We start from the raw sequence: 21,429 nt of genomic DNA, 5'->3' as shown, positions 1-21,429 counted from the left end.
GCCGCGAATGCTTCAATGGTTGCGGGCAGCACTCAATGCACCGGCCCGGGTAACCCGCAAGGCCACCAGGCTACCCAGCACGATCAACGCGGCCAGCGAATACAGCGCCGCATCGGTCGAACCGGTCTGGTCCTTGATAAAGCCGACCAGGTACGGGCTGAGGAAACCGGCCATCTGGCCCACCGAGTTGATGATCGCCAGGCCAGCCACTGCGGCACTGGCGCTGAGCAGCGCGGTCGGCATCGGCCAGAACATCGGCAAGCCGGTGAGGGCGCCCATGGTGGCGATCGACAGGCCGAGGATGGCGATGGTCGGGTTGCCGGCGAAGTTGACCGCGATCAGCAGGCCGACGGCGCCCATCAGCATCGGTACCACAAGATGCCAGCGGCGCTCGTTGCGCAGGTCCGCCGAGCGGCCGCAAAGGATCATGAACACACCGGCCAGCAGGTACGGAATGGCGCTCAGCCAGCCGATCAGCAGCGGGTTGTCGAAGCCCATGCTCTTGATGATCGACGGCAGCCAGAAGTTGATCGCGTACACGCCGCTCTGGATGCAGAAGTAGACGAAACCGAAGGTCCAGATCAGCGGGTTGGTCAGCACAGCCATTACGCTGTCGCCGGTGGTGTTCGGCTTGCTGGCGGCGTCGGCTTCGAGGTCGGCGGCGATCAGCTGGCGTTCGGCCGGGCTCAGCCAGGCGGCTTTCTGGTAACCGTCGCTGAGCAGCTTGATGGCCAGCACACCGAGGGCCACGGTTGGCAGGCCCTGGATCAGGAACATCCACTGCCAGCCGGCCAGGCCATGCTGGCCGGTGGAGAAGTGTTCGAGGATCCAGCCGGAGAACGGCCCACCGAGCAGGCCCGACACCGGGATTGCCGACATGAACAGCGCCATGATGCGGCCACGGCGGTCAGCCGGGAACCAGCGCGAGAGGTACAGCACCACGCCGGGGAAGAAGCCTGCTTCGGCGGCGCCGGTCAGCAGGCGCAGGGCGTAGAACTCGCCGGGGGTAGTGACGAACAGCAGGCAGGTGGACAGGCTGCCCCAGGCGATCATCATTGCCGCAATCCAGCGACGCGGGCCGAAGCGGTTGAGCGCCAGGTTGCTCGGCAGGCCGCAGAGCACGTAGCCGATGAAGAAGATGCCGGCGCCAAGGCCATACACGGTTTCGCTGAACTTCAATGCATCGAGCATCTGCAGCTTGGCGAAGCCGACGTTGACGCGGTCCAGGTAGTTGAACAGGTAGCAGATGAAAATGAACGGGATCAGCCGCAGGGTGATGCGCCGGTACAGCGCGTTGCGGGTGCTATCGGTGCCTTGGTCAGGGGCGGGGCTGTGTGCCATGATCGGGATCTCTGTTGTTATGATTGTCGCCGCGTCGCCTGTGCCGGCGCTCGCCCTGACGAGTCTCGGGGAGTGCGACGCGCCTGTCTTTGTGCTTTTGCACAGCGTATCGTGCATGGCGCTGTGCCGCCGTACAAAAGCTGACACGATTAAGGATCGCTGAATGTTCGAACTGGACCATGACCTGGCGCAGGATATCGTCGATCGGGCGATGGCCATTCTGCCATGCAACGTCAACGTCATGGACAGCCAGGGGCTGATCCTCGGCAGTGGCGAGCCGGAGCGCATCAACACCCGGCACGAAGGCGCGCAACTGGTCCTGGCCAATGGCCGGGTGGTCGAACTGGACGTCGATGCGGCCAAATGCCTCAAGGGCGTGCAGCCTGGGGTGAACCTGCCTTTGATGCTCGACGGGCGCCTGATCGGCGTGCTCGGCCTGACCGGCGACCCCCAGCAACTGCGCACCTATGGCGAGCTGGTGCGGATGACCGCCGAGATGCTCCTGGCGCAACGCCACCTGCAGGTCGAGCAGCAGTGGCGGCGCCAGCGCTGCGACGACTTGCTGGCGTTGCTGCTGGGTGGCAGTGGTGATTCGCCGCGGCTGCTGGACGAGGCCCTGCAGTTGGGCCTGAAACCCCAGTTGCCACGGGTGCCGTGCCTGTTCGAACTGCACTCCGGGCCGCCTGCCGAAACGCTGTCGGCCTGGCTGATGAGCCGCTATCCGGAAAGCTGGTGCGTTAGCCCTTCGCGCGAGTCGCTGCTGTGGTGCCGGCCGGCGGGGCTGGTGCTGGATGAGGCGCGCCTGATCGAACGCCTGCAGCGCCATGGCTGGGAAGTTGAGCGCCTGGCGTTGGGCAGTGCGGCGCAGAGCCTGGAGCAATTGCGCCGGGGTTATCGACGGGTGCGTGACTTGCTGGCTTATGGCCGTGAGGTGCTGCCTAAAGTGCAACTGCTGAGCCTCAGCCGCTACCGCTTGCCTGCCTTGCTCTGGCGCCATCGCAACGAAGATGCCCTGGACGAGTTGCTGGAGCCGCTGCAGCGCATCCGCGCCCGGGATGCCAGCGGCCAGCTGCTGGCCACGCTGCGCGCCTGGTGCGCGCACGATGGCCAGAGTCAGGCCTGTGCAGATGCCCTGGGCATCCACCGCAACAGCCTGCGCTACCGCCTGGAGCGCATCGCTGAACTGGGCGAAGTAGACCCGTTGCGCCTGGAAGGCATGCTGAGCTTGTACCTGGGGCTGCAACTGCTGCCGGTCGATTGACCGCCAGCAAAGGCATTTGCCCAAACAACGCCGCCGGCCTTTTGTGCATCCGACCGAGGCCGCCGCGCCAGACAACTGTCAGCATGCCAGTCATCAGGACAGGAGAATCCCCATGAAAATCGTCATCGCCCCCGATTCGTTCAAGGACAGCCTCGACGCTGCCGGTGTTGCCCGTGCCATCGCCCTTGGCCTGGCCGACGCGTTGCCCGTTGCCGAACTGGTCGAATGCCCGATGGCCGATGGCGGTGAGGGCACCATGGAGGCGATCGTCGCTGCCAGCCATGGCGAGCTGCGCCGCCAGACCGTGCGTGGGCCGTTGGGGCAAAGCGTGGAGGCCGGCTGGGGCTGGCTTGCTGAAAGCCGCACTGCGGTGATCGAGATGGCCCAGGCCAGCGGTATCCAGCTGGTCCCCAGCGGCCAGCGCGATGCCTGCCGCAGCAGCACCTGGGGCACGGGCGAGCTGATTGCCGCCGCGCTGGCAGCCGGGGCGCAACGTATCGTTTTGGCCATTGGCGGCAGTGCCACCAACGACGGCGGCAGCGGCATGCTGCGCGCCCTGGGCCTGCGCTTGCTGGATACTGATGGGCAAGCGCTGGAAGAGGGCGGCCTGGCCTTGGCGCGGCTGGCCCGTATCGACGCCAGTGGCCTGGACCCACGCCTGGCCGAGGTGCAGGTCGAGGTGGCGGCCGATGTCGACAACCCGCTGTGTGGCGCCAATGGCGCCTCGGCGATCTTCGGCCCCCAGAAGGGCGCCACCCCCGAGCAGGTGCAGGCACTGGACCAGGCCCTCGGCCATTTTGCCGACCACTGTGCGCAGTTGCTGGGTGAAGACGTACGCGACTTCCCGGGTTGCGGTGCGGCAGGGGGCATGGGCTTTGCCGCCAAGGCCTTCATGGGTGCGCGCTTTCGCCCAGGCGTGGAAGTGGTCGCCGAGCTGGCCGGCCTGGACGCGTTGGTGCAAGGCGCTGACCTGGTGATTACCGGTGAAGGGCGCTTCGACGCCCAGACCTTGCGCGGCAAAACCCCCATGGGGGTCGCGCGGGTGGCCAAGCGCCACGGGGTGCCGGTGGTGGTGCTGGCGGGGACCTTGGGCGAAGGCTACCAACAGCTTTATGCCCATGGCATCGACGCGGCCTTCGCCCTGGCCAACGGGCCGATGACCCTCGAGCAGGCGTGCGCGAATGCTGCGCAGCTATTGCAGGACCGTGCCAGCGATATCGCCCGTGTCTGGCAATGCGCCAGGCAGCAGCGCTGATACGCTGCAATCTTCAAGCATTACCGGGCTTTGCAGGGTGTCGGCAAAGCGCTGCGGCGAACCCTGCTCGAGCATGGCAATGAAGCTGCCCAAGGCCGGCGAGGTATTCTCGGTATTCCAGTTCATGTACAGGCCCATGGTCGGCGTGGGCTGGCCCTTGATCGGCCGGATCGGGCGGAACTGCACGCGGTCGCGCAGCGTCGAGTAGGCAATCGATTCCGGAACCAGGGCGACGCCGAAGCCGCATGCCACCAGCCCCACCAGGGTGTGGATCTGCGCGGCCTCCTGGACGATCCGGGGGTGGAAGCCGGCCGACTCGCACAAGGCGATCAGTTGGCCGTGATAGCCGCTGCCCAGCGCCTGTGGGGTGAAGACGAAATCCGCTTCGGCAAAATCGCGCAGGTCGACCGCGGGCTGCCGCGCACAGGGGTGATTGGCCGGCAAGGCCATGACGATCTGCTCGCTGAGTATCAGGCGGGATTCGAGGGTGTCTGACGATACGGGCAGCTTGCGCATGAAACCGACATCCGCTTCACCCGCCATCAATGCCTTGGCCTGGGAAGCCGAGGGCATTTCGCGAATGGTCAGGCGCACGTTCGGGTAGACCTCGCGAAACTTCTTCAGGGTGCTGAGCAGCGACTCGTAATAGGCGATGGAAATGGCGGTGATGGTCAGTTTGCCGCTGATACCTTGCGACACGTTGCGCGCGTACTCGATACCTTGCTCCAGTTCCTTGAGCGTGCGGTAGGCCGTTTCCAGAAACGCGGCGCCGGCGGCGGTGAGCTTGACCGCCCGTTTGTTGCGCAGGAACAAGCTGAACCCCAGCTTCTCTTCCAGCCGGCTGATCGCCTGGCTCAGGGGCGGTTGCGCCATGTGCAGGCGCAGGGCCGCCTTGTGAAAATGCAGCTCCTCGGCGACGGCAATGAACTGCCTGAGCAAGCGTGTCTCGATCATTGCATGTTCCTTTCCATGTTCCTTCGTCGAGGTCGAGTCTGGCCGGTGCCAATGGACAGTGATATCTCAGAGATATCAAAGTTGCATGCTTTTAATATTAAGTCATTGATTTTTTTGTTGTTATCGTAAAAAGGAGAATCGGAAGGGCTCTACAATGCCAATTACAGACCCATTCAAGGGCAAGGTCGCCATCGTCACGGGCGCTGCCCAGGGCCTTGGCCTGGACTACGCCACGGCACTTGCAGCCCGTGGTGCCCGGGTCGTCATCAGTGACCTGGGCACCGATCGCTCAGGTGAAGGGCAGGACCCTACGACCGTCAGCACTGCACTCGCAACCTTGCGGGCCAGAGGCTTCGACGTTGCCGGGCACATCGGCCAACTGGAAAATGAAGACGCCTGCCGGCAGCTGGTGGAACTGGCCATCGAACGCTTCGGCGCGTTGGACATCCTCATTCACAACGCCGGTTGGGTGGACTATCAGGGCATCGAGATTCAGGAACAGGCATTTCTCGACCGGGCCCTGGGCATCAGCGTGCATGCGCCGGTGTGGCTGGCCAAGCATGCCTGGCCGCACCTGAAACGCTCAGCGGCACCACGCATCGTCCTGACCACATCCGACCGTGCCCTGTACCAGCGTTATGCGCAACCGGGGCTGGTCGCCTATGCGGCGGGCAAGATGGCCCAGGTCGGCATCATGAATGCGCTGAGCATGGAAGGGCAGGAGCACGGCATTCTGGTCAACGCCATCTCGCCCGTGGCCAAGACCCGCATGTGGGGGGTCAGCCAGGCACCGGAAGAGCTCAAGCCCGAATGGGTCACGCCAGGGGTGCTGTACCTTGCCAGTGGCCTGTGCCACGACACCGGCTATATCCTGCGGGCCAGCAACGGCCAGTTCACTGCTACACGTTTCAACGAGAACAGCGGGGTCAGTTACCCGCGTGACCTGGCGCGGGTCCAGGCTTCGAGCCTGGCCGAGGTGGCCGCACGCTGGAGCCGCATCAAGGAATGCCACTACGTACCGGTGAAGGTTGCCAATACCCGCACCGACCTTGGTGAGAGCCCGGTCTGGGACGCGCAAACAGGGGCGTTGTACTTCGTTGATATCACCGGCGGGCGTATCAATCGGTTGCTGCCCAATGGCGAGGTGGAGCGGCTGTATGAGTCGGCTGCACGCATTGGCGCCCTGGCACTGACCGATCGCGGCAACCTGATCTTCACCGAAGACGCCAGTGCCGTGCTGCTCGACCTTGCTTCCGGGCGCATTCGCCAGTACTCGGTACCCGTGCATCCGCGCTCGACCTATCGCTTCAACGATGGCGCCTGCGACCCGCAGGGGCGTTTTGTCACCGGCCTGATGGACGAAGCCCCGAGCGGCAAGACCGGGGCGCTGTTCCGCTTCGATGGCGAGCTCAATGACGAAGTGATCCATTGCGGCCTGGCATTGCCCAATGGTTTGGCCTGGTCGGCCGATGGCCAGACGCTGTTCTTCGTCGACTCTGTCGAGTGCAAGATCTACCGCGCCGAGTACCTGGCAGAAGGGCGGCTTGAGCAGGTCAGCCTGTTTGCCGAGACGCCTGCCGAGCTGGGCCGGCCAGACGGTATCGCGCTGGACCGCGAAGGCGGGTTGTGGGTGTGCCAGTTCAATGGCAGCTGCCTGCTGCATTACGACCGCAATGGCCACCTGGTCGATCAGGTGTTGATGCCGGTGCCACGCCCGACCAGTTGCTGCTTTGGTGGCGAGAACCTGGATACCCTGTATATCACTACCGCGCGCGTCGGCATGGCGCCGGCGCAGTTGCGGCATTACCCGGATGCCGGCGACCTCTACGCGATCCGCCCCGAGGTGGGTGGCATCGCCCGCTATGCCTTCAAGGAATGAGCGCCTGTCCCTGGCTGGGCGGTAACACCGCCAGTTCGCCAAAGCGTTGCGCAGCATCGATGTAGCGCAATGCCGACTTGGCGTCTTTCCAGCCTACGTAGCTCATCAGTGCCTTCAGCTCCCAGCCATTGGCGGTTGCCCAGGTGGCAAAGCCGCGGCGCAGGGAATGGCCGGTGTACAGCGCAGCGGGCACGCCGGCACGTTCCAGCATCCGCCGCAGCAGGCCGACCAGGCTGTTGCTGTTGAGCGGCATGTCACTGAGGTTGCCCCAGCGGTCGAGCTTGCGAAATACCGGCCCGTGGGCGATGCCAGCCACTTCGAGCCACTGCAGATACGCATTGACCGGGCACAGCGTCTTCAGCGCCGGGGTGCGGTGCTGCACGCCCAATGCTTCGCGGTCGCCCTTGCTGCGCGGCAGAAACAGAGTAATGCCGACGCCGGCCTCGGCCTGGATGTGCTCCACGCGCAGGCGCGCCAGTTCATCGCCGCGAAAGCCGCGCCAGAAGCCCAGCAACAGCAAGGCGGTGTCGCGCCGGGCACGGCGCAGGGCTGGCAGGTCGTGGCACGCGCGGGCCTGGGTGGCTTCTGCCTCGAAGCGTTCGACGGCCGCTTGCAGGTGCTGCAGCAATAGCGGGGCGGCCTGGCGCGGGGGCGTCGGGTGCAGGGTGCGGATGCCGCGCAGTACCTGGCGCACCAGCGGCGCCTTGGTCGGGTCGGGGAAACCCTGGCTGATGTGCCATTGGCTGAGTGCGGCAAGGCGTTGGCGCAGGGTGCTGACGGCATGCTGTTCGGCGTGGTCGGCCAGATAGCGGGCGATGCTGTCGGCCGTGGCTGGCAGGAACCCGCCCCAATGGGCCTCGAAGTGTTCGATGGCGGCCTGGTAACTGCGCCGGGTGTTGTCGCGGGTGGCGGCGCGGACGTAGCGCTCGATGTCGGTCATGGTTGGCAGGTTGGCGAGAGACAGTGACACGATAAAGCTAATTGGTTCGCCTGTCCCGGCCTCTTCGCGGCTAAAGCCGCTCCTACAAGGACTGCGCATACCCTGTCGGAGCGGCTTTAGCCGCGAAGAGGCCGGGGTAGGGGAAACTGGATCAGCGGGGCAACGAGGCATCCATCATGCGCCGCAGCGGCGCATATTCGGCCTTGCTCACCGGCACCAGCCCGCTGGCATCCTGGGAGGCGACAAAGGCTGCCAGTGCGTCGGGGTCATCCAGCATCGCTGCGCGAATGCGTTGCTTCAATGCCGGGCACAGGCTGGCACTGAACACATAGGGATCGTAGTAGATCGGCCGCGAGCGCCATTGCACCTTGAGCGCAGCGGGGCTCAGGGCATGCCGCGCCAGGTAGGCATCGGCCCGCTCGCTGGCGACGAAGGCGGCATCCACGCGGCCATCGAGCAGCGCTTCCAGTGCCTTGTCATGGGTCCCGGCATACACCAGCGCGCCGAAGAACTGCGGCAGGGGCGAGCCGACTTCAGCCGGGAACTCGACGCTCGGCACCAGGCTGCCCGAGGTGCTGGCCGGGTCGCTCAGGGCCACGCGCTTGCCACGCAGTTGCTCGATGTCTGCGAACCTGTCGCCACGAGTCAGTAGCAGTGCCTGGTAATGGCTGCCGGCTGGTGTGTAAGGGCCCGCACTCAAGGTGAAGGTCGCGAAGGGCTCGATTCCGGGGGCGCGACGGTTGGCCAGCACATAGGACGCTGGCCCAAGCCGGGCGATATCGGCGCCGCCAGAGACGATGGCATCGACCACACCTTCGTATGAGGCGGCAATCACCAGTTCCACCGGCACACCAGCGGCCTGGCTCAGGCGTTGCAGCAGCGGTTGGTGTTCGCGGACCATGTCTTCGCTGCTCTTGATCGGGATCACCGCCAGGCGCAGGCTGCGTGGCGTGCAATCGGCCAGCGCGGTGTTGGCCAACAGACTACCCAGCAACAGCCCGGCGAGGCTCTTCACAATACGCATGGCTTTTCCTCGATACCGTTGAAGGGCGGGTACTCAAGCAACTGCGCTGGCGACAGCGGCCGGCTGAAGTGGTAGCCCTGGGCGATATCGCAGCCGGCGAGCTTCAGGCACACCACTTGCTCGCGGGTTTCGACGCCTTCGGCTACCACTTCCAGGCCCAGGCGCTTGGCCAGGATGATGGTCGAGGACACGATCGGGCTGTCGTCGTAGCTGTTGGACAGCGGTGCGATCAGCGAGCGGTCGATCTTCAGCTTGCTCAGCGGTAGTGACTGCAGGTGCGCGAAGCCCGCATAGCCACGGCCGAAGTCGTCCAGGCTGATGCCCAGGCCGGCGGCGCGCAGGCGATGCAGGTGATCGACAGCTGTGCCTTCGGGGTCGAGGATGGTGGTTTCGGTGATCTCCAGCTCCAGGCGCTGTGGGTTGATGCCGTACAGCTGCAGCTTGGCCAGCAGGCGGGTGCTGAAGTCGGCCTGGCGCAACTGCATGGCCGAGACATTGACGGCCAGGCGTGCCTCTCGGCCCTGAGCATCCCAGCGCGCCAGTTCTTCGCAGGCCAGGCGCAACACTTCCCAGCCCAGCTCGATGATGAAACCGCTGCGTTCGGCCAGGCCGATGAAACGGTCCGGGTAAAGCAGCCCGAATTCGGGGTGATCCCACCGCACCAGGGCTTCATAGCCCAGTACACGGTGGCTATCGAGGCGGATCTGTGGCTGGTAGTGCAGCACGAACTGGCGCTCGGTCAGGGCCGTGCCGAAGGCCTGTTCAAGGGTGAAGGCCTGGATGTCGGAAAGGTTCAGCGAGGGGTCGAAGAAGCGGTACTGGGCACGGCCGGCCTGTTTCGCCGAGTACATGGCGGCATCGGCGCAGCGGATCAGGCTGTCGATGTCCTGGCCATCTCGCGGGCAGATGCTGACGCCGACACTGGGGCTGGTGTTGACCTCCTGGCCGTCGAGGGCATAAGTGGCCGAGAGCTTCTGCACCAGCGTGTGTACCCAGCTGTTGATCTGTGCCTCGCTGCGTTCGCCGGCCAGCAGCACCACGAATTCGTCACCGCCAAAGCGTGAAGCTTCGTCGCCAGGCTCGAGCAGACGCTGGATGCGCCCGGCCACGGCCTGCAGCAGGAGGTCGCCAATCTTGTGCCCGAGCGAGTCGTTGATCGACTTGAAACGGTCCATGTCGATGAACAGGATCGCCATCAAGCGGCGCTTGCCGCGCTGCCGGGTCAGCGCCTGCCCGGCGACTTCGACGAACTGGCGGCGGTTGTGCAGGCCGCTGAGGTGGTCAGTGGCGGCGGCGTGGCTGCTGCGCCGGTGTTCGTCCTCCAGGCGGCCGATCAATTGCTGGTTGACCTGCTGTGCGTGCTCCAGGGCGCAGAACGCCTCCTGGCGCTTGCGCAGCAGGCGCAAAGTCCAGGCCAGGCTGGCGAGGATCATCAGGGTCATGCTCAGGTTCAGCCAGAACTGCCGCGAAAAGGCCAGCGCGGAAGGGGCAAGAATCTCGTCATAGCGCTGGCTGACCACCACGCTGAAGCCGCGCTCAGGCACGCGCCGGTACAGGCTTTGGTAAGGCACCCCGGCAGCGTACTGGGTCAACTGCCCAGCGGCGTCGTCGGCATCAGCCATGTCCGGCTCGAAGCTGTCGCCTGCTACCACCACGCCACTGGTGTCGATGCGCAGGCGCTCCTGGCCATCGTCCTGGAGCAGGCGCATCAGGCCGCTGTGGCCGAGGTCGATGTGCTGGAACAGCACCGCCAGGTAGCCGATATCGAGCTGCACCACGAGAATGTTGTCGATCTCGCGGCCTGGCAGGTCGGTCAACGGCAGCAGGAATGGCAGGCGCCAGTTGGGCATGGTTGGCGCCGAGGTGTCTGGTGTGACTCGCGGCAGGAAAGGTTTGAAGCCATAGTGGGCAACATGCACCTGCAATTGCTTCAGCCAGTCGCTTGGCAGTGTTGCAGGTTCATCGCTGTGGCTGGTGGAAAGTAGCCGGCCCTGACGGTCGTACAGGCTCATGCGCTTGAACACCGGGTCTTCGGCCAGCAGCCTGGCCAGGCTCAGGCTGCCCTGGCGCAGCGACTTCATGTCGTCCTGGGTCACCCGGCCCACGGCCTGGGCGCGGTCGACCAGCTGGCGCAGGCTCTCGGCAACGATACTGGCCAGGTTCAGGTGCTCGGCCGCCTTGGCCGCCAGCGCATCCTGGCGCGAGGCAGCTTTCTGGGTGACGTGCAGCCCCCAGAGGAAGGTCAGGGTGGCTGCACAGAGCATCAGGATCAACAGGCGCAGGAGGCCTGTGGAGGAGAGAGAACGGCGTATCACTGCTGGTATTCCCGACCCTGGGTGATGGTCGAAAAATACGACAGAAAGATGACAGCCTCATGACTGGTGGCTAATTGCCTCTAAGGTTTTCCCCGGTCAGCCAGGGGCGCCTGTATGCGTGAAGTTTCTTCCTGCAGGTAAGTGATCAGCGCAGTGACCTCGGTATCGCCCAGGCGCATGTTGGGCATGGCCAGGCGGTTGTACTGTTCGTAGAGCAGGGTGGCCAGCGGCTCCTTCTCGGCCAGCATCTGGTCCGGCTCTTTCAGCCAACGTATCAGCCAGCTGGGGTCGCGTTGCTGGGTCACGCCAAGCAGGTCGGGGCCGATGCCGGGTTGGCCGGGCTCGGTGTTGCCCACGGTGTGGCAGGAGGAACAGCGGGTACGGAAAATCTGTTCGCCACTGCTGGGCGGGCGAATTTCCGGTGCACTGGCGTAGTCGTTCGCCATGTCGCTGGCCTGTTTCCAGTTGTGCAGGCTGTTGCCCAGGCGGTCGGCGAGGATGTACGGGCTTTCGAAGGGCGAGGCCTTCATCCAGCGGCCAGTGGCCTGGTTGCCGATGATCAGGCTCAGGTTGTGGTCCTTGGAACGGCCGTTTTCCAGGCCTTCGATATACAGGCCCAGGCGCCGGCGCAGCTGTTCGATATCGTCTGGTTCGCCGGTGAGCAGGGTCCAGCCGGGGCCGATGCCGAATTTCTCGGCGTAGCGCTTGAGGGTGGCGGGGGTGTCGTTGTAAGGGTCGATGCTGATCGAGTAGAGGAAAATGTCCTTGCCGATCCGGTCACCGAGGATTTTCTGTACCTGGCGCAGGCGGGCGGTTTCCACCGGGCAGGAGTCGGAGCAGCCGGTGAAGATGAAGTTGATCGCCACCACCTTGTCCTTGATCAGGTCGTCGAAGAACCGCACCTTCTTTCCGTCCTGGGTCACCAGCGGGGTGTTGGGGAAGTAGTTGGCGCCCCACGGTGTGGTGGCCTCGACCGAGGGTGCCGACTGTGCTGGCTTGATCGGCCAGTAGTGAGTACCGGCGGCGAAGAGGGTGAGGGCAAGTAGAACACGCCATGACAGAGCCATGATTTACGTCCTCTGAGTTGCGGTGAGGGCCGCTGTAGGAGCGGCCTTGTGTCGCGAAAGGGCCGCAAAGCGGCCCCATTGCGACGCGTATCACTTGATGCTGATTGGCGCCGTCACGCTCTGGCCCAGTGCCGACTTCACGGTGATCGTCGCCGGTGTCGTCGGGCCGTTGCCGGTGGTGCTCACCGACAACCGCCAGCGCGCTCCGCTGGATGCCGCCGTCAGCGTCGCCGTACCCAGGTTCAGCGGGCCACCGGTGGTGGCTGCGGTCACCGTGATGCTGTTGCCGCTGGCCACCGAGGTGGTGCCGGAAATGTCCCAGGTGTAGCGGTTGTTGCTGCGCACCTGCACCACGGCACTGCTGACCTCGATCTGGTCCGCCACCACAGCGGGGCCCACTGCGACACTGACCGTGGCCTGGTTCAGCGAATCGGCGCCCTTGGCGTCCCGCGCCGTGTAGTTGAAGCTGGCGGTGAACGGGGTGTCGACCGTTGCCGGTGGCGTGTAGGTCACGGTGGTGCCGTCGGTACTGACCGAGCCCTTGCCCGAATCCGGCTGGCTGAGGCCCTTGACGGTAAGCGGCAGGTTGCCTTCAGGGTCGGTGTCGTTGGCCAGTACGTTGATCACGATCGGTTTGCCCGCCGTGGTCGCGGCGCTGTCGTTCACCGCTACCGGCGGCTTGTTGGCCGGGTCCGTGCTGTTGTTGCTGGCAGTACGGAAGGTCGGCAGGCCCACCGAGGCCATGTATTGCACGCCATCCCAACCCGGCAGTGGAGTCGGCATCACCTGGAATTGCCCCGGGTGTTCGATGTCCCAGCGCAGCAGCATCGAGTTGTCTTCGTGCTGGGTGTTGTGGCAGTGCTCCATGTAGGTACCGGCGAACTCACGGAAGTGAATGGCCATTTCCACTTCGCTCGAGGAGTCGGCATCCGGGCCGATGCGGTAGACGTCCTTGCGCGCCCATTTTTCCCATTCCGGCGGGGCCTTGCCGTCACGGCTGAGGACCACGCCTTCCTCGAAGTGCACATGCACCGGGTGGCTCCAGCCGCTGCCGCCGTTCTTGATCTTCCAGACTTCCAGGGTGCCGTCGCCACTGAAGCCACCTTGGGTTGCTTCGCTGGCCAGCTGCGGGGCGGCGGAGATGCGCCGTGGGTCCATGCTGTAGCCGAAGCCACCGTCGGTCTTGATGGTCCAGGGGGTGGTGTCGGTACCGTCGGAGCGGCCGAAGGTGAACTCGCGGTGCCGCGCGGCCTTGATCCTGGCCTGGTCGGCCACGGCATTGCGGTCGATGGTCAGCGGGATCATCTTCAGGCCTTCAGCCTTGCCCGGCTTGGCCGGTTCATAGGCACTCGGGTCCATGCTGACGTCGGTACCGCTGTAGGGCTGTACGACCAGTTGCATGAACTTGCCGACCACTGGGTCGCCTTTGTCCCATTCAGGCCCATTGCTGGTCTGCTTGATCACCGCCTTGTACTTCTCGGACAGCACGTCGGCCAGTGAGATGGGCTGTTTCGGGCCCTTGCCGGTCTCATGCTCCATGATGTTGACGAAGTACAACTTGTCGCCGACCTTGATGCCATTCTTGGCGAAGTTGATGATGATGTCGTAACGCTCGGCGATACCTTGCAGTGGCAGGATGCCGTTGTTGTCGTCGGTCTTGCCGTCGCCGTTGAGGTCCATGGTGCCGTCGAACGGCACGGCGTGTTCCATGATGTTGCCGTCGTTGGCGATCATGTGGAATGGCACACGGGCGTAAGACACGTTGGAGCCGGATGGGCCCTTGAACTCGCCACCGTTGCCAGCCACTTCGCGGACCACGGCAAACTTGAAGTAGCGCGACACCGAGCCATTGAGGATACGGAAGCGGTAGCTGCGCGCGCGCACCTTGAGCTTGGGCTGGTACTGCCAGTTGACCAGCACCTGGTCACCGAGGAAACCGTCGGTGTTGAACGGGTTGAACCACAGCTGGCCGTTCTGATCCCAGGCCTTGTCGGCGATTACCAGGTTGACGTCGTAATCGCGGTTGCCCCACGGCATGGCCGAGCCGCTCGGGAAGCGCAGGTTGACGCCGTCCTGCAGTGCTTCGTTGCCGCGGTCGATGGCGCTGTAGTAGTTCATCATCACGGCATTGCCCTTGTAGACGTTCTGCGCCGTGAAATCCATCATGTGGTCGTGGAACCAGTGGGTACTCATGGTTTCGTGCCAGTCGCCACGAATCTTGATGCTGCCGTTCTCGCAGGTCTTCAGCCCTGGGTTGGCATCGTTGACGAACAGGGTTTCACCCGGCGAGCAGGGGAAGGCGGCACGTGGGTCTTCGGCACGGGTGTTGATGGTGTCGTAGCCCGCCAACTGGATTGGCCAGCGGTAGTCATAGTACTGGCCAGGGAAGAAGTAGGCGTTGGCGAAACCATCGCTTTCGGCAGGCGAGTGACCGTTGTGCTCGTGGGTGGAAATGGTGTGCAGGCCGAAGCCTGCGTTGGCCGCCGGGTCGATCGGCAGCGCGTTGTAGTGGCGCATCAGCACCGGCTGGCCATAGCGGACCATCAGCAGCTTCGGCGGGAAGGTGCCGTCGAAGGTCCACAGCGATTTGTGGTTCTGCAGCGGGAAGTTCGGGTGGAAGCGAGTGTCGATGCCCTTGGTGGTGCCGAGGGTGGTCGGGATGTCCGAGGTCTGGTAGTACAGCCCGCCCGGCGCGAACTCGCCAGCGGCGTAGTTGTGCAGTTGCTTGCGGTCACGCAGCCCCTGGTTGATGCGTGCACCGGCCTGCGCCGTCTTGAACGCCGCCTGGGGGTAGAACTCGTTCCAGCGCTGGTGCGACCAGCCTTTTCCTGGCGGCCGGCCTTCTGCCGGCGAGCCGACCGAGTTGCGGTTGAGGAACAGCTCGATCTGCGCCTTCCACGGGTTGCGGTCGAGGGTGTTGGCGTACTGGGTCGGGAACGGGTACAGGCCCGGTTGCTTGAGGAAGGCTTCCAGGGCGTTGCCGTTGGGGCTGCTGCGGGCCACCACGTCAGGGTCTTGCGCAGGGGCTGCGCCCAGCGTGGGGACCGGGAAGGCCAGGGTAGGCGGTGGCAGGTTGGGGTCGAGTTTCTCCGGGCCGAATTCCTCGAACAGCAGCAGTTGCTGGGTGAACGGTTGGGCGCCGAACAACGGGCTCGGCTTGCCGTTGGTAGGGTAATTGCGTGACGTCTGCAAGGCAGGCGGCAGCACGTTGTCGGCGCGGTTGGTCGCGCGAGTGCCGTAGACCCCGTTTTGCAGTTCCAGCGATCCTTCGTTGGCCTCGGGCAAGGTGAACAGGTTGAGCAGCGCCGGGGTTGGGTCGGCCGGTTGGTCATCGTAATGCGACGGGTCCGTCGGCGGTGGCTGGCTGACATCATCCAGCGAGGAGGCCATGGCTGAGATCAGCCCGAGGCTGAGCATCAGCGCGGTCACGGCGGACAATTTGAAGGCGTGGCTGTTGGGGTGGATCACGGCAGGGTTTTTCATTGCCTGGTGCCTCGCTCACGGCTAAATGGCTATGGGCCATCAATGGCGTATTGCCGGGTTTTCAAGGCCTGAGCAACGGCTGTGCCAACAGACGTTTCTGTAATGCTTTGTTATACAAATCCTTGTGGCGCCTGAGGCGCGCTAAATAATGGGGTGTCAACGACCGGGTGTAGGCCCCCGAAACTGGGCAGGGCTGGCCCAACTCCGGTGATGGGAATGGTGACAATTGGTGATTGGGGCTGTATACCTGTTGCCCACCAAGGGGAGCCCGGCAACGGGCTGAGAAACCGCTGGCAGCTGCAGCGCGGTGACCCTTCGAACCTGATCCGGATCATGCCGGCGAAGGGATGGGACTGCCGACCTGCCTTTTTGCCGGCCTCATTGCGAGGCCACATCATGCCCAGCCGCTACGGTCTCGCTGTCATGCCCAAGGGGGGCAGCACCATGACCGAACGCTTCAGCGAAACCCTGCAACGCCAGAACCAACCGACCTGGTCGGCCGCCGTCGGCCACCGCTTCGTCACCGAACTTTGCGCGGGCAGCGTGGCCGACCCGATCATGGTCCGCTACCTGGTCCAGGACCACCGCTTTCTCGACAGCTTCCTGACCTTGCTCGGCGCCGCGATCGCCACGGCCGACACCTTTGAGGCCCGCCTGCGCTTCGGCCGCTTCGCAGGGATGATCTCCAGCGACGAAAACACCTATTTCCTGCGTGCGTTCGAGGCCCTGGATGTCAGCCCGGCGCAACGCACCGAGCCCGCAGACACTGCACCTACCGCCGGCTTCAAGGCCATCATGCGCGAGGCCGCCGCTACCCGTTCCTATGCTGCCGCACTGGCCGTGCTCAACGTTGCCGAAGGCCTGTATCTGGACTGGGCCCTCAAGGCCCCCAAGCCGTTGCCTGCCAACTTCGTCTACGCCGAATGGATCACCCTGCACGACAACCCGGCATTCTGCGATTTTGTGGCCTTCCTGAAGGCCGAGCTGGACAGGGTCGGCCCACAGGAAGCGGCATTGGCCAGTGATTTCTACGCCCGCACCGTGGCGCTGGAGCTTGCCTTCTTCGACGCCGTCTACACCGAGGAGGCTTGAGCATGGATATTTTCGAGCGCTTGAAGGCCGCTACCTCCGGGCAGTGGAGCAGCTATGTCGACCACGACTTCGTGCGGCAGATGGGCGAGGGCACGCTGCCGGAGGAAGCCTTCCGTACTTACCTGATCCAGGACTACCTGTTCCTCATCCAGTTCGCCCGCGCCTGGGCACTGGCCGCCTACAAGAGCCGCCTGCCGGCGGATATCCGCGCTGCCCAGGCGGGCCTGGCGGCGATTCTCGACGAGACCGAGCTACACCTGCGCTTGTGCGCGCGCTGGGGGTTGTCGCAGGCCGACATCCAGGCGGCACCGGAACACCAGGCGACCGTGGCTTACACCCGGTACGTGCTCGACTGTGGCGCGGCAGGTGATTTGCTTGAACTGCATGCGGCGTTGGCGCCGTGCGTGATCGGGTACGCCGAGATCGGCCGCACGTTGGCAGAGCGCATCGGGGACTTGAGCGACCACCCGTACCGGGAGTGGATTGGCGAGTACGCCGGCGAGGCTTATCAGGGTGTGGCGGCAGCGGCGCGCAAGCACCTGGATGAACTGGCGGCGCGGAGCATGACCGAGCAGCGGTTTGTGGAGCTGGCACAGATCTTTGGCCAGGCTTCGCGGCTGGAGGCTGATTTCTGGCAGATGGGGCTGGATGGCACAGCCTGAGGCCAGGCTGCTTTCATTCGGGCTTTTCCATTGAAGTCTTGTGAATCGCCGTGCACATGTATCGCACGGCGATCCGGTCGCGCTCAGGCAGGGTGCGGAAGTGGTCGATGAGGTTGACCTCTTCCTTGTTGAGGCGGCGCAAGAAAATGCGTTGATTGAATGATGCGAAAGCACGGAGGATGCGGACCAGACCAGAATCGATTGCCATAGAATCGCCTTGCTTGATTATGGGCTCGTCCGTGAGATTTCCCCTACTTTGGCAGTGGATAAAGGCGAAGTCCAGCGATCTGGGTCTAGGTTTTGGGTGGTTCTCTAGACGCAGCTATCTTCATCTGAATTGCCGCTGTTGCATATTCGAGAATGTTCGCTCTCGCAGTTAGTACATTCGGTTATCCCGTACGCATAAAACCTAGGGCGTCGGGGAGCTACCGGCTTCAAGTTCATCCAGCAGGGCAAATATCATTGTATTGAGGTGATGGGATGCTGCGACCCTTCGGTGGTCACCCAATATGACGCCGGTGTGGTTGAGGTAGCGGGAACAGTCCATTAATTTCGAGGCCTGTTCTCTAGTTTGGGTGGAGGGTAACTCGTTGATAGCGGTGAATAGTCGTTGGGACGATTTGTTGCATTGGTTCAGATAGTTGGCGCTCGCACTGTTAGATGTCATGTCTCGCGGCATTTTTGAGTTCTCCTGAGGGTTCAGGCGCTTGGATTGCAGGGACCGCGTTGTAGCTCGTCTCCGGCAAGCGCGGCTCCCACTGGGGCGTGTGTTTCGGTTTCAGTCTTTCATCATGCCCAGTTCGGCATCGTCGAGCAGAGCCTTTGCCAGGGCGCAGAGGTAGTGTGAGGCCCAGATCAGTTGGGGCTTTTCTTCCATCAGGCCGTCGATGGAAAGGTCGCGGGCGTAGCCCATCAGTTCCGATGCCTGTTCACGGGCGCTTTGGCAGGGGATGCCGGGTTCGATGCGGAAGAGAGGGTGGCTCTGGTTTTCACCTTGGTAGAAGGTGGTTTTACCGACTGTGAACTTGTTTTCTTCGATGGTCATTGTTTGATCTCCCTGAAGTTGGAGCTGGCTGGGCTGGCGCGGATTACTGCACCATCTGCGGATCCGCTGGTTTTTGAATTTGAACCAGCACCGATTCGAGCAATTTGCGCAGGGCTTCAAGTTCGTGCATTGACGTCATGATCAATATCGACACAGGGGATTTGGGCTGCATCAACATCGCCTGCTGGGCGACGACTTCCGCACAGAGTGCGTAGTCAGCCGCCATCATCAACGCGTCTTCGAGGGAGTGGAGATTGTGAGGTGGATCGGGGACGATTTTGAGCATGCGGAACTCCAACGTAGATAAGTGGAGCTACCACGGCCTTGCTGTCAAACAATGAGGTGGCAGCTGTACGCGGGTTGACAGACCGAGACGTTGGCACTCGGCGCACCAGAGGGTGCCCGCACGTACAGCCACCATAAAAGTGTGCACATGAAGACAACGTCTACAGTCTGTCAAAACCGATCGCTGAATTGGCAGCGACTGGCCGAGACTAGAATCCACATTGATCATGTGCAACGAAAAACGGTTGTCAGCAGTATCTTTGGGAAATGCCCTACAAGAAAGGGGCTAAATCTGATTTTTTTAGCCATTAGACGTAACAAGGTGTATCGCGGACTCTCGGAGCAAAAATTCCACATACGCCATTAGCCTCAGTACGAGAAGAGATACTGACTCGCATGAACAAGCCAGCGAGACCATGGCGCCATCGCAGACCTCTACCTAGCGCACCACAGCTGGATAGTGAGCCTGCTGCGCCGCTGGCTAGGCAACCGTGAGCAGCTCAGGACACCTTCGTCCGTCTGCTACGCAGCGAACTGACAGCGCCGCTGCACGAGCCGCGTGCCTACCTGGGCACCGTGGCCAGCCGTGCTGAAGGATCAACCAGGCTGCGAGGAACCGCCCAACCCCGAGCCCATGTTGAAGCCAGTGAACATAACGGCCATCAGCAGCACTTTCTCGCGCCCCAGGCGGTCGGCGTAGGTCCCAGCGGTGAGTGCGCCAAGTGCCAGGCCGACCATGCCAGCGCTCATCACCGGGCCGAATGCAGCACGCGATAGCTCCCAGTCCTGCATCAGCGAAGGGGCGATGAAGCCCATGACAGCAACGTCGAAGCCATCGAACAGCACGATCAGAAAGCACAGTGACAGGATCAGCCACTGATAAGGCGAGACAGGGCGGCTGTCGATCCAGTCTTTGACGTCGACGCAGGTGTCGACAGTGGGCTTGAGCATGGGGGATCACCTTTTGTTCTTGTAGTGGTGAGTAGTCCTGATGGAGAACCACCTCGCCGGATTTCGACGGCAGCTGACTGTAAGGCGTGCCCGGCAGCCAGCGCCTCTGGGAAATGCTTAATGAGATATCGAATCTGCTTATCGGGCTGTTTGCGCGCCTACCGTACTGAGCCCCCGGATCAACATCCTCAAAGCGCACTTTTTTATCATTCACATGCGATAAGCCGTGATTATTAAGCCTTAGATTTCACTTGAAATTTCCTATCTATAGGAACAAAATCCCTACGTAATTACATAGTACGTATCATGTTACGAAATCGTAGGAGCAAACATGGCCCGGGGCGGTATCAACAAGGCGGTAGTGCAGCAGGCGCGGCAAGTGCTGATTGCCCGGGGGGAGTACCCCAGCATCGATGCAGTACGTATCGAGTTGGGCAATACAGGTTCAAAGACCACTATTCATCGCTACCTGAAAGAACTGGAAGGGCATAAGCCAGCCGCCCTGCAAGGCCAGGCTGCGCTCAGCGATTCGCTGACCAGGCTGGTGTCGCAATTGGCCGCACAGGTGCAGGAAGAAGGCGATGCCCGGGTCGAGCAGGCCGAAGCCGCGTTCAATGAGCAACGCGAACAGCTCGAGGCTCAGTTGCAACTGGCGCAGCAGGCGCTGGCAGCCGCTCATCAGCAACAGCAGATCCAGGCCGCTGCGCTGGCAGCCGAGTCCGAACGCCTGGTGACCGCACAGAACTCGCTGCAAACCGAGCAGTTGCGCAGCGCCAGCCTCAATCAGTCACTGGGTGAAATGCAGGTGCGCCTGGCCGACAAGGAAGAGCAGGTTCGCTCGCTGGAAGACAAACACCGCCATGCCCGTGACGCGCTTGAGCATTACCGCAGCGCCAGCCGCGAGCAGCGCGAGCAGGACCAGCGCCGCCACGAAGCGCAGACTCAACAGTTGCAAGTGGAGCTGCGCCAGTTGCAGCAAGGCATGATCGTCAAGCAGGACGAGCTGACCCGCCTGCACCGCGACAACGAGCGAATGCTCGGCGAGCATCGGCAGGCCAACAGTGAATGCATGGTCAAGGACGAGTTGCTGGAACAGCGCGATGCGCAGATCCAGGGCTTGCGGACAATCCTTGCGCAAGCACAAGGCGCCAGCGATGAAATGCGCCGGCAATTGCAGGCGCAAGCGCAAAGCCTGGAAGACAATCGCGCCATTTGCACAGAGCAGGGTAGGCAGTTGCAGCATCTGCAGGATGAATTGCTCAAGCGCGACGAAGCGCTCTCTGTATGCCTGGCTCAAAAACAGCCACTTTAGAATTCGCGTAGTAACCGTCACACCAACGGCAGGCGCATCGCACAACGCCCTGACAGGCCATGCGCGCGCTCTGTAGCCAGAATGCCCTGCAACCTTGCCCCGATTTGCTGTTGGTTGAGGACCTCGAAGCCGTACCTCGCATAGAAGGGGCCATTCCAGGGCACTTGCGTGAATGTGGTCAAGGTCAGCTCCAGGGCACCCCTATGCCGCGCCACGGCACAAGCCTGGTCCAGCAGTTGCCTGCCGATCCCTTGGCCCTGCGACTGCAGCCGCACCGAAAGCTCGTGAATGTGCAGCGCCTGGCCTTCAAGGCTCAGGCACACGAAACCCAGTGCGTCCCCCTGATCATCCTCGGCCACCCAGCAGCCACTGGCGGTGATGAAGGCGTTGTGCGCCCCTTCATCCAGCCCTTCGGCGGCGGCCAACCAGGCAAGGTCCGGTAGCTGCAGGAACGCCTGGGCGGCTGACTGCTCGACTGCAATCAGTTGTGGGATGTCAGCAAGCAGAGCAGGGCGTATGCGCATTGTTTGGTCCTTTCATGGGTGGGCATTAGCCGGCCGAGT

General features: G+C 63.1%; 18 protein-coding genes, 2 pseudogenes and 1 riboswitch. Of the genes and pseudogenes, 7 read left to right on the top strand and 13 right to left on the bottom strand.

Going from position 1 to position 21,429, the window contains the following annotated elements; translation table 11 throughout:
* Positions 1-12 precede the first annotated feature (12 nt).
* Positions 13-1,341 (bottom strand): MFS transporter, encoded by a 1,329-nt coding sequence (locus BUQ73_RS12655; RefSeq protein ID WP_079228235.1) that lies wholly within the window; start codon positions 1,339-1,341, stop codon positions 13-15.
* A gap of 163 nt (positions 1,342-1,504) precedes the next feature.
* Here BUQ73_RS12655 and BUQ73_RS12650 point away from each other — a divergent pair, with 163 nt between their 5' ends.
* Both BUQ73_RS12650 and BUQ73_RS12645 read left to right on the top strand, forming a co-directional pair.
* On the top strand, positions 1,505-2,602 hold the full coding sequence (locus tag BUQ73_RS12650) for a sugar diacid recognition domain-containing protein (protein WP_079228234.1): 1,098 nt from the start codon (positions 1,505-1,507) through the stop codon (positions 2,600-2,602).
* A gap of 112 nt (positions 2,603-2,714) precedes the next feature.
* Complete coding sequence (locus tag BUQ73_RS12645; RefSeq protein ID WP_079228233.1) at positions 2,715-3,857, top strand: glycerate kinase; 1,143 nt, start codon at positions 2,715-2,717, stop codon at positions 3,855-3,857.
* Here BUQ73_RS12645 and BUQ73_RS12640 read toward each other — a convergent pair.
* Positions 3,795-4,811, bottom strand: a complete 1,017-nt coding sequence (locus BUQ73_RS12640; protein ID WP_079228232.1) for a LysR family transcriptional regulator — start codon at positions 4,809-4,811, stop codon at positions 3,795-3,797. The genes BUQ73_RS12645 and BUQ73_RS12640 overlap by 63 nt on opposite strands.
* Positions 4,812-4,965: 154 nt before the next feature.
* On the opposite strand from BUQ73_RS12640, the pseudogene BUQ73_RS28640 reads away from it, so the two are divergent.
* Positions 4,966-5,556 (top strand): annotated as a pseudogene (locus BUQ73_RS28640) (SDR family NAD(P)-dependent oxidoreductase); the annotation flags it as partial.
* Positions 5,557-5,580: 24 nt separating this feature from the next.
* The gene (locus BUQ73_RS28635) at positions 5,581-6,690 is read left to right on the top strand and encodes an SMP-30/gluconolactonase/LRE family protein (protein WP_237772788.1); all 1,110 of its coding nucleotides are present in this window, start codon (positions 5,581-5,583) and stop codon (positions 6,688-6,690) included.
* On the opposite strand, the gene BUQ73_RS12630 is transcribed toward BUQ73_RS28635, so the two are convergent.
* The 5 genes from BUQ73_RS12630 to BUQ73_RS12610 form a co-directional block, all read right to left on the bottom strand.
* A complete protein-coding gene (locus BUQ73_RS12630) occupies positions 6,680-7,660 on the bottom strand; it encodes a site-specific integrase (protein WP_079228230.1) in 981 nt (326 codons plus the stop codon). The two genes, BUQ73_RS28635 and BUQ73_RS12630, sit on opposite strands and share 11 nt — an antisense overlap.
* 121 nt (positions 7,661-7,781) lie before the next feature.
* The gene (locus BUQ73_RS12625; protein ID WP_079228229.1) at positions 7,782-8,654 is read right to left on the bottom strand and encodes a phosphate/phosphite/phosphonate ABC transporter substrate-binding protein; all 873 of its coding nucleotides are present in this window, start codon (positions 8,652-8,654) and stop codon (positions 7,782-7,784) included.
* Positions 8,642-10,969 (bottom strand): EAL domain-containing protein, encoded by a 2,328-nt coding sequence (locus tag BUQ73_RS12620; RefSeq protein ID WP_079228228.1) that lies wholly within the window; start codon positions 10,967-10,969, stop codon positions 8,642-8,644. Before BUQ73_RS12620 ends, BUQ73_RS12625 begins: the two co-directional genes overlap by 13 nt.
* An 80-nt stretch (positions 10,970-11,049) precedes the next feature.
* Complete coding sequence (locus BUQ73_RS12615; RefSeq protein ID WP_079228227.1) at positions 11,050-12,036, bottom strand: SCO family protein; 987 nt, start codon at positions 12,034-12,036, stop codon at positions 11,050-11,052.
* 90 nt (positions 12,037-12,126) lie between these two features.
* Positions 12,127-15,519, bottom strand: coding sequence for an Ig-like domain-containing protein (locus BUQ73_RS12610; RefSeq protein ID WP_079228226.1), 3,393 nt, complete (start codon positions 15,517-15,519; stop codon positions 12,127-12,129).
* Between the two features lie 250 nt (positions 15,520-15,769).
* Positions 15,770-15,884, top strand: a riboswitch (TPP riboswitch).
* A gap of 79 nt (positions 15,885-15,963) precedes the next feature.
* On the opposite strand from BUQ73_RS12610, the gene BUQ73_RS12605 reads away from it, so the two are divergent.
* Positions 15,964-16,611, top strand: a complete 648-nt coding sequence (locus BUQ73_RS12605; RefSeq protein WP_027917241.1) for a TenA family protein — start codon at positions 15,964-15,966, stop codon at positions 16,609-16,611.
* On the top strand, positions 16,608-17,273 hold the full coding sequence (gene tenA, locus BUQ73_RS12600; protein ID WP_079228225.1) for a thiaminase II: 666 nt from the start codon (positions 16,608-16,610) through the stop codon (positions 17,271-17,273). The genes BUQ73_RS12605 and tenA overlap by 4 nt, the downstream gene beginning before the upstream one ends.
* 13 nt (positions 17,274-17,286) lie before the next feature.
* On the opposite strand, the gene BUQ73_RS12595 is transcribed toward tenA, so the two are convergent.
* The 5 genes and pseudogenes from BUQ73_RS12595 to BUQ73_RS12575 form a co-directional block, all read right to left on the bottom strand.
* Complete coding sequence (locus BUQ73_RS12595; RefSeq protein WP_079228224.1) at positions 17,287-17,481, bottom strand: hypothetical protein; 195 nt, start codon at positions 17,479-17,481, stop codon at positions 17,287-17,289.
* A 201-nt stretch (positions 17,482-17,682) separates the two neighbouring features.
* Entirely contained in the window at positions 17,683-17,940 is a 258-nt protein-coding gene (locus tag BUQ73_RS28950) for a DUF3077 domain-containing protein (RefSeq protein WP_416171825.1), read from the bottom strand.
* A 111-nt stretch (positions 17,941-18,051) separates the two neighbouring features.
* The gene (locus tag BUQ73_RS12585) at positions 18,052-18,318 is read right to left on the bottom strand and encodes a DUF3077 domain-containing protein (RefSeq protein WP_079228222.1); all 267 of its coding nucleotides are present in this window, start codon (positions 18,316-18,318) and stop codon (positions 18,052-18,054) included.
* Positions 18,319-18,361: 43 nt separating this feature from the next.
* Positions 18,362-18,604, bottom strand: a complete 243-nt coding sequence (locus tag BUQ73_RS12580) for a hypothetical protein (protein ID WP_079228221.1) — start codon at positions 18,602-18,604, stop codon at positions 18,362-18,364.
* Positions 18,605-19,183: 579 nt separating this feature from the next.
* Positions 19,184-19,554, bottom strand: a pseudogene (locus BUQ73_RS12575) (aromatic acid/H+ symport family MFS transporter); the annotation flags it as partial.
* 331 nt (positions 19,555-19,885) lie between these two features.
* Here BUQ73_RS12575 and BUQ73_RS12570 point away from each other — a divergent pair.
* Positions 19,886-20,866, top strand: a complete 981-nt coding sequence (locus tag BUQ73_RS12570) for a DNA-binding protein (RefSeq protein WP_079228220.1) — start codon at positions 19,886-19,888, stop codon at positions 20,864-20,866.
* A gap of 17 nt (positions 20,867-20,883) precedes the next feature.
* On the opposite strand, the gene BUQ73_RS12565 is transcribed toward BUQ73_RS12570, so the two are convergent.
* A complete protein-coding gene (locus BUQ73_RS12565) occupies positions 20,884-21,390 on the bottom strand; it encodes a GNAT family N-acetyltransferase (RefSeq protein WP_079228219.1) in 507 nt (168 codons plus the stop codon).
* Positions 21,391-21,429 lie beyond the last annotated feature (39 nt).

The sequence above is a fragment of the Pseudomonas putida genome (assembly GCF_002025705.1).
Classification (GTDB): Bacteria; Pseudomonadota; Gammaproteobacteria; order Pseudomonadales; family Pseudomonadaceae; genus Aquipseudomonas; species Aquipseudomonas putida_J.
This window is presented reverse-complemented; position numbering and strand designations above follow the sequence as displayed.

Bases quoted from the DNA above. Each gene is read 5' to 3' on its own strand.
- BUQ73_RS28950 (WP_416171825.1), bottom strand. From the start codon at position 17,940: ATGACATCTAACAGTGCGAGCGCCAACTATCTGAACCAATGCAACAAA.
- BUQ73_RS12605 (WP_027917241.1), top strand. From the start codon at position 15,964: ATGACCGAACGCTTCAGCGAAACCCTGCAACGCCAGAACCAACCGACC.
- BUQ73_RS12650 (WP_079228234.1), top strand. From the start codon at position 1,505: ATGTTCGAACTGGACCATGACCTGGCGCAGGATATCGTCGATCGGGCG.
- BUQ73_RS12565 (WP_079228219.1), bottom strand. From the start codon at position 21,390: ATGCGCATACGCCCTGCTCTGCTTGCTGACATCCCACAACTGATTGCA.
- BUQ73_RS12570 (WP_079228220.1), top strand. From the start codon at position 19,886: ATGGCCCGGGGCGGTATCAACAAGGCGGTAGTGCAGCAGGCGCGGCAA.
- BUQ73_RS12580 (WP_079228221.1), bottom strand. From the start codon at position 18,604: ATGCTCAAAATCGTCCCCGATCCACCTCACAATCTCCACTCCCTCGAA.
- BUQ73_RS12610 (WP_079228226.1), bottom strand. From the start codon at position 15,519: ATGAAAAACCCTGCCGTGATCCACCCCAACAGCCACGCCTTCAAATTG.
- BUQ73_RS12640 (WP_079228232.1), bottom strand. From the start codon at position 4,811: ATGATCGAGACACGCTTGCTCAGGCAGTTCATTGCCGTCGCCGAGGAG.
- BUQ73_RS12645 (WP_079228233.1), top strand. From the start codon at position 2,715: ATGAAAATCGTCATCGCCCCCGATTCGTTCAAGGACAGCCTCGACGCT.
- BUQ73_RS12655 (WP_079228235.1), bottom strand. From the start codon at position 1,341: ATGGCACACAGCCCCGCCCCTGACCAAGGCACCGATAGCACCCGCAAC.
- BUQ73_RS12595 (WP_079228224.1), bottom strand. From the start codon at position 17,481: ATGGCAATCGATTCTGGTCTGGTCCGCATCCTCCGTGCTTTCGCATCA.
- BUQ73_RS28635 (WP_237772788.1), top strand. From the start codon at position 5,581: ATGTGGGGGGTCAGCCAGGCACCGGAAGAGCTCAAGCCCGAATGGGTC.
- BUQ73_RS12625 (WP_079228229.1), bottom strand. From the start codon at position 8,654: ATGCGTATTGTGAAGAGCCTCGCCGGGCTGTTGCTGGGTAGTCTGTTG.
- BUQ73_RS12615 (WP_079228227.1), bottom strand. From the start codon at position 12,036: ATGGCTCTGTCATGGCGTGTTCTACTTGCCCTCACCCTCTTCGCCGCC.
- BUQ73_RS12585 (WP_079228222.1), bottom strand. From the start codon at position 18,318: ATGACCATCGAAGAAAACAAGTTCACAGTCGGTAAAACCACCTTCTAC.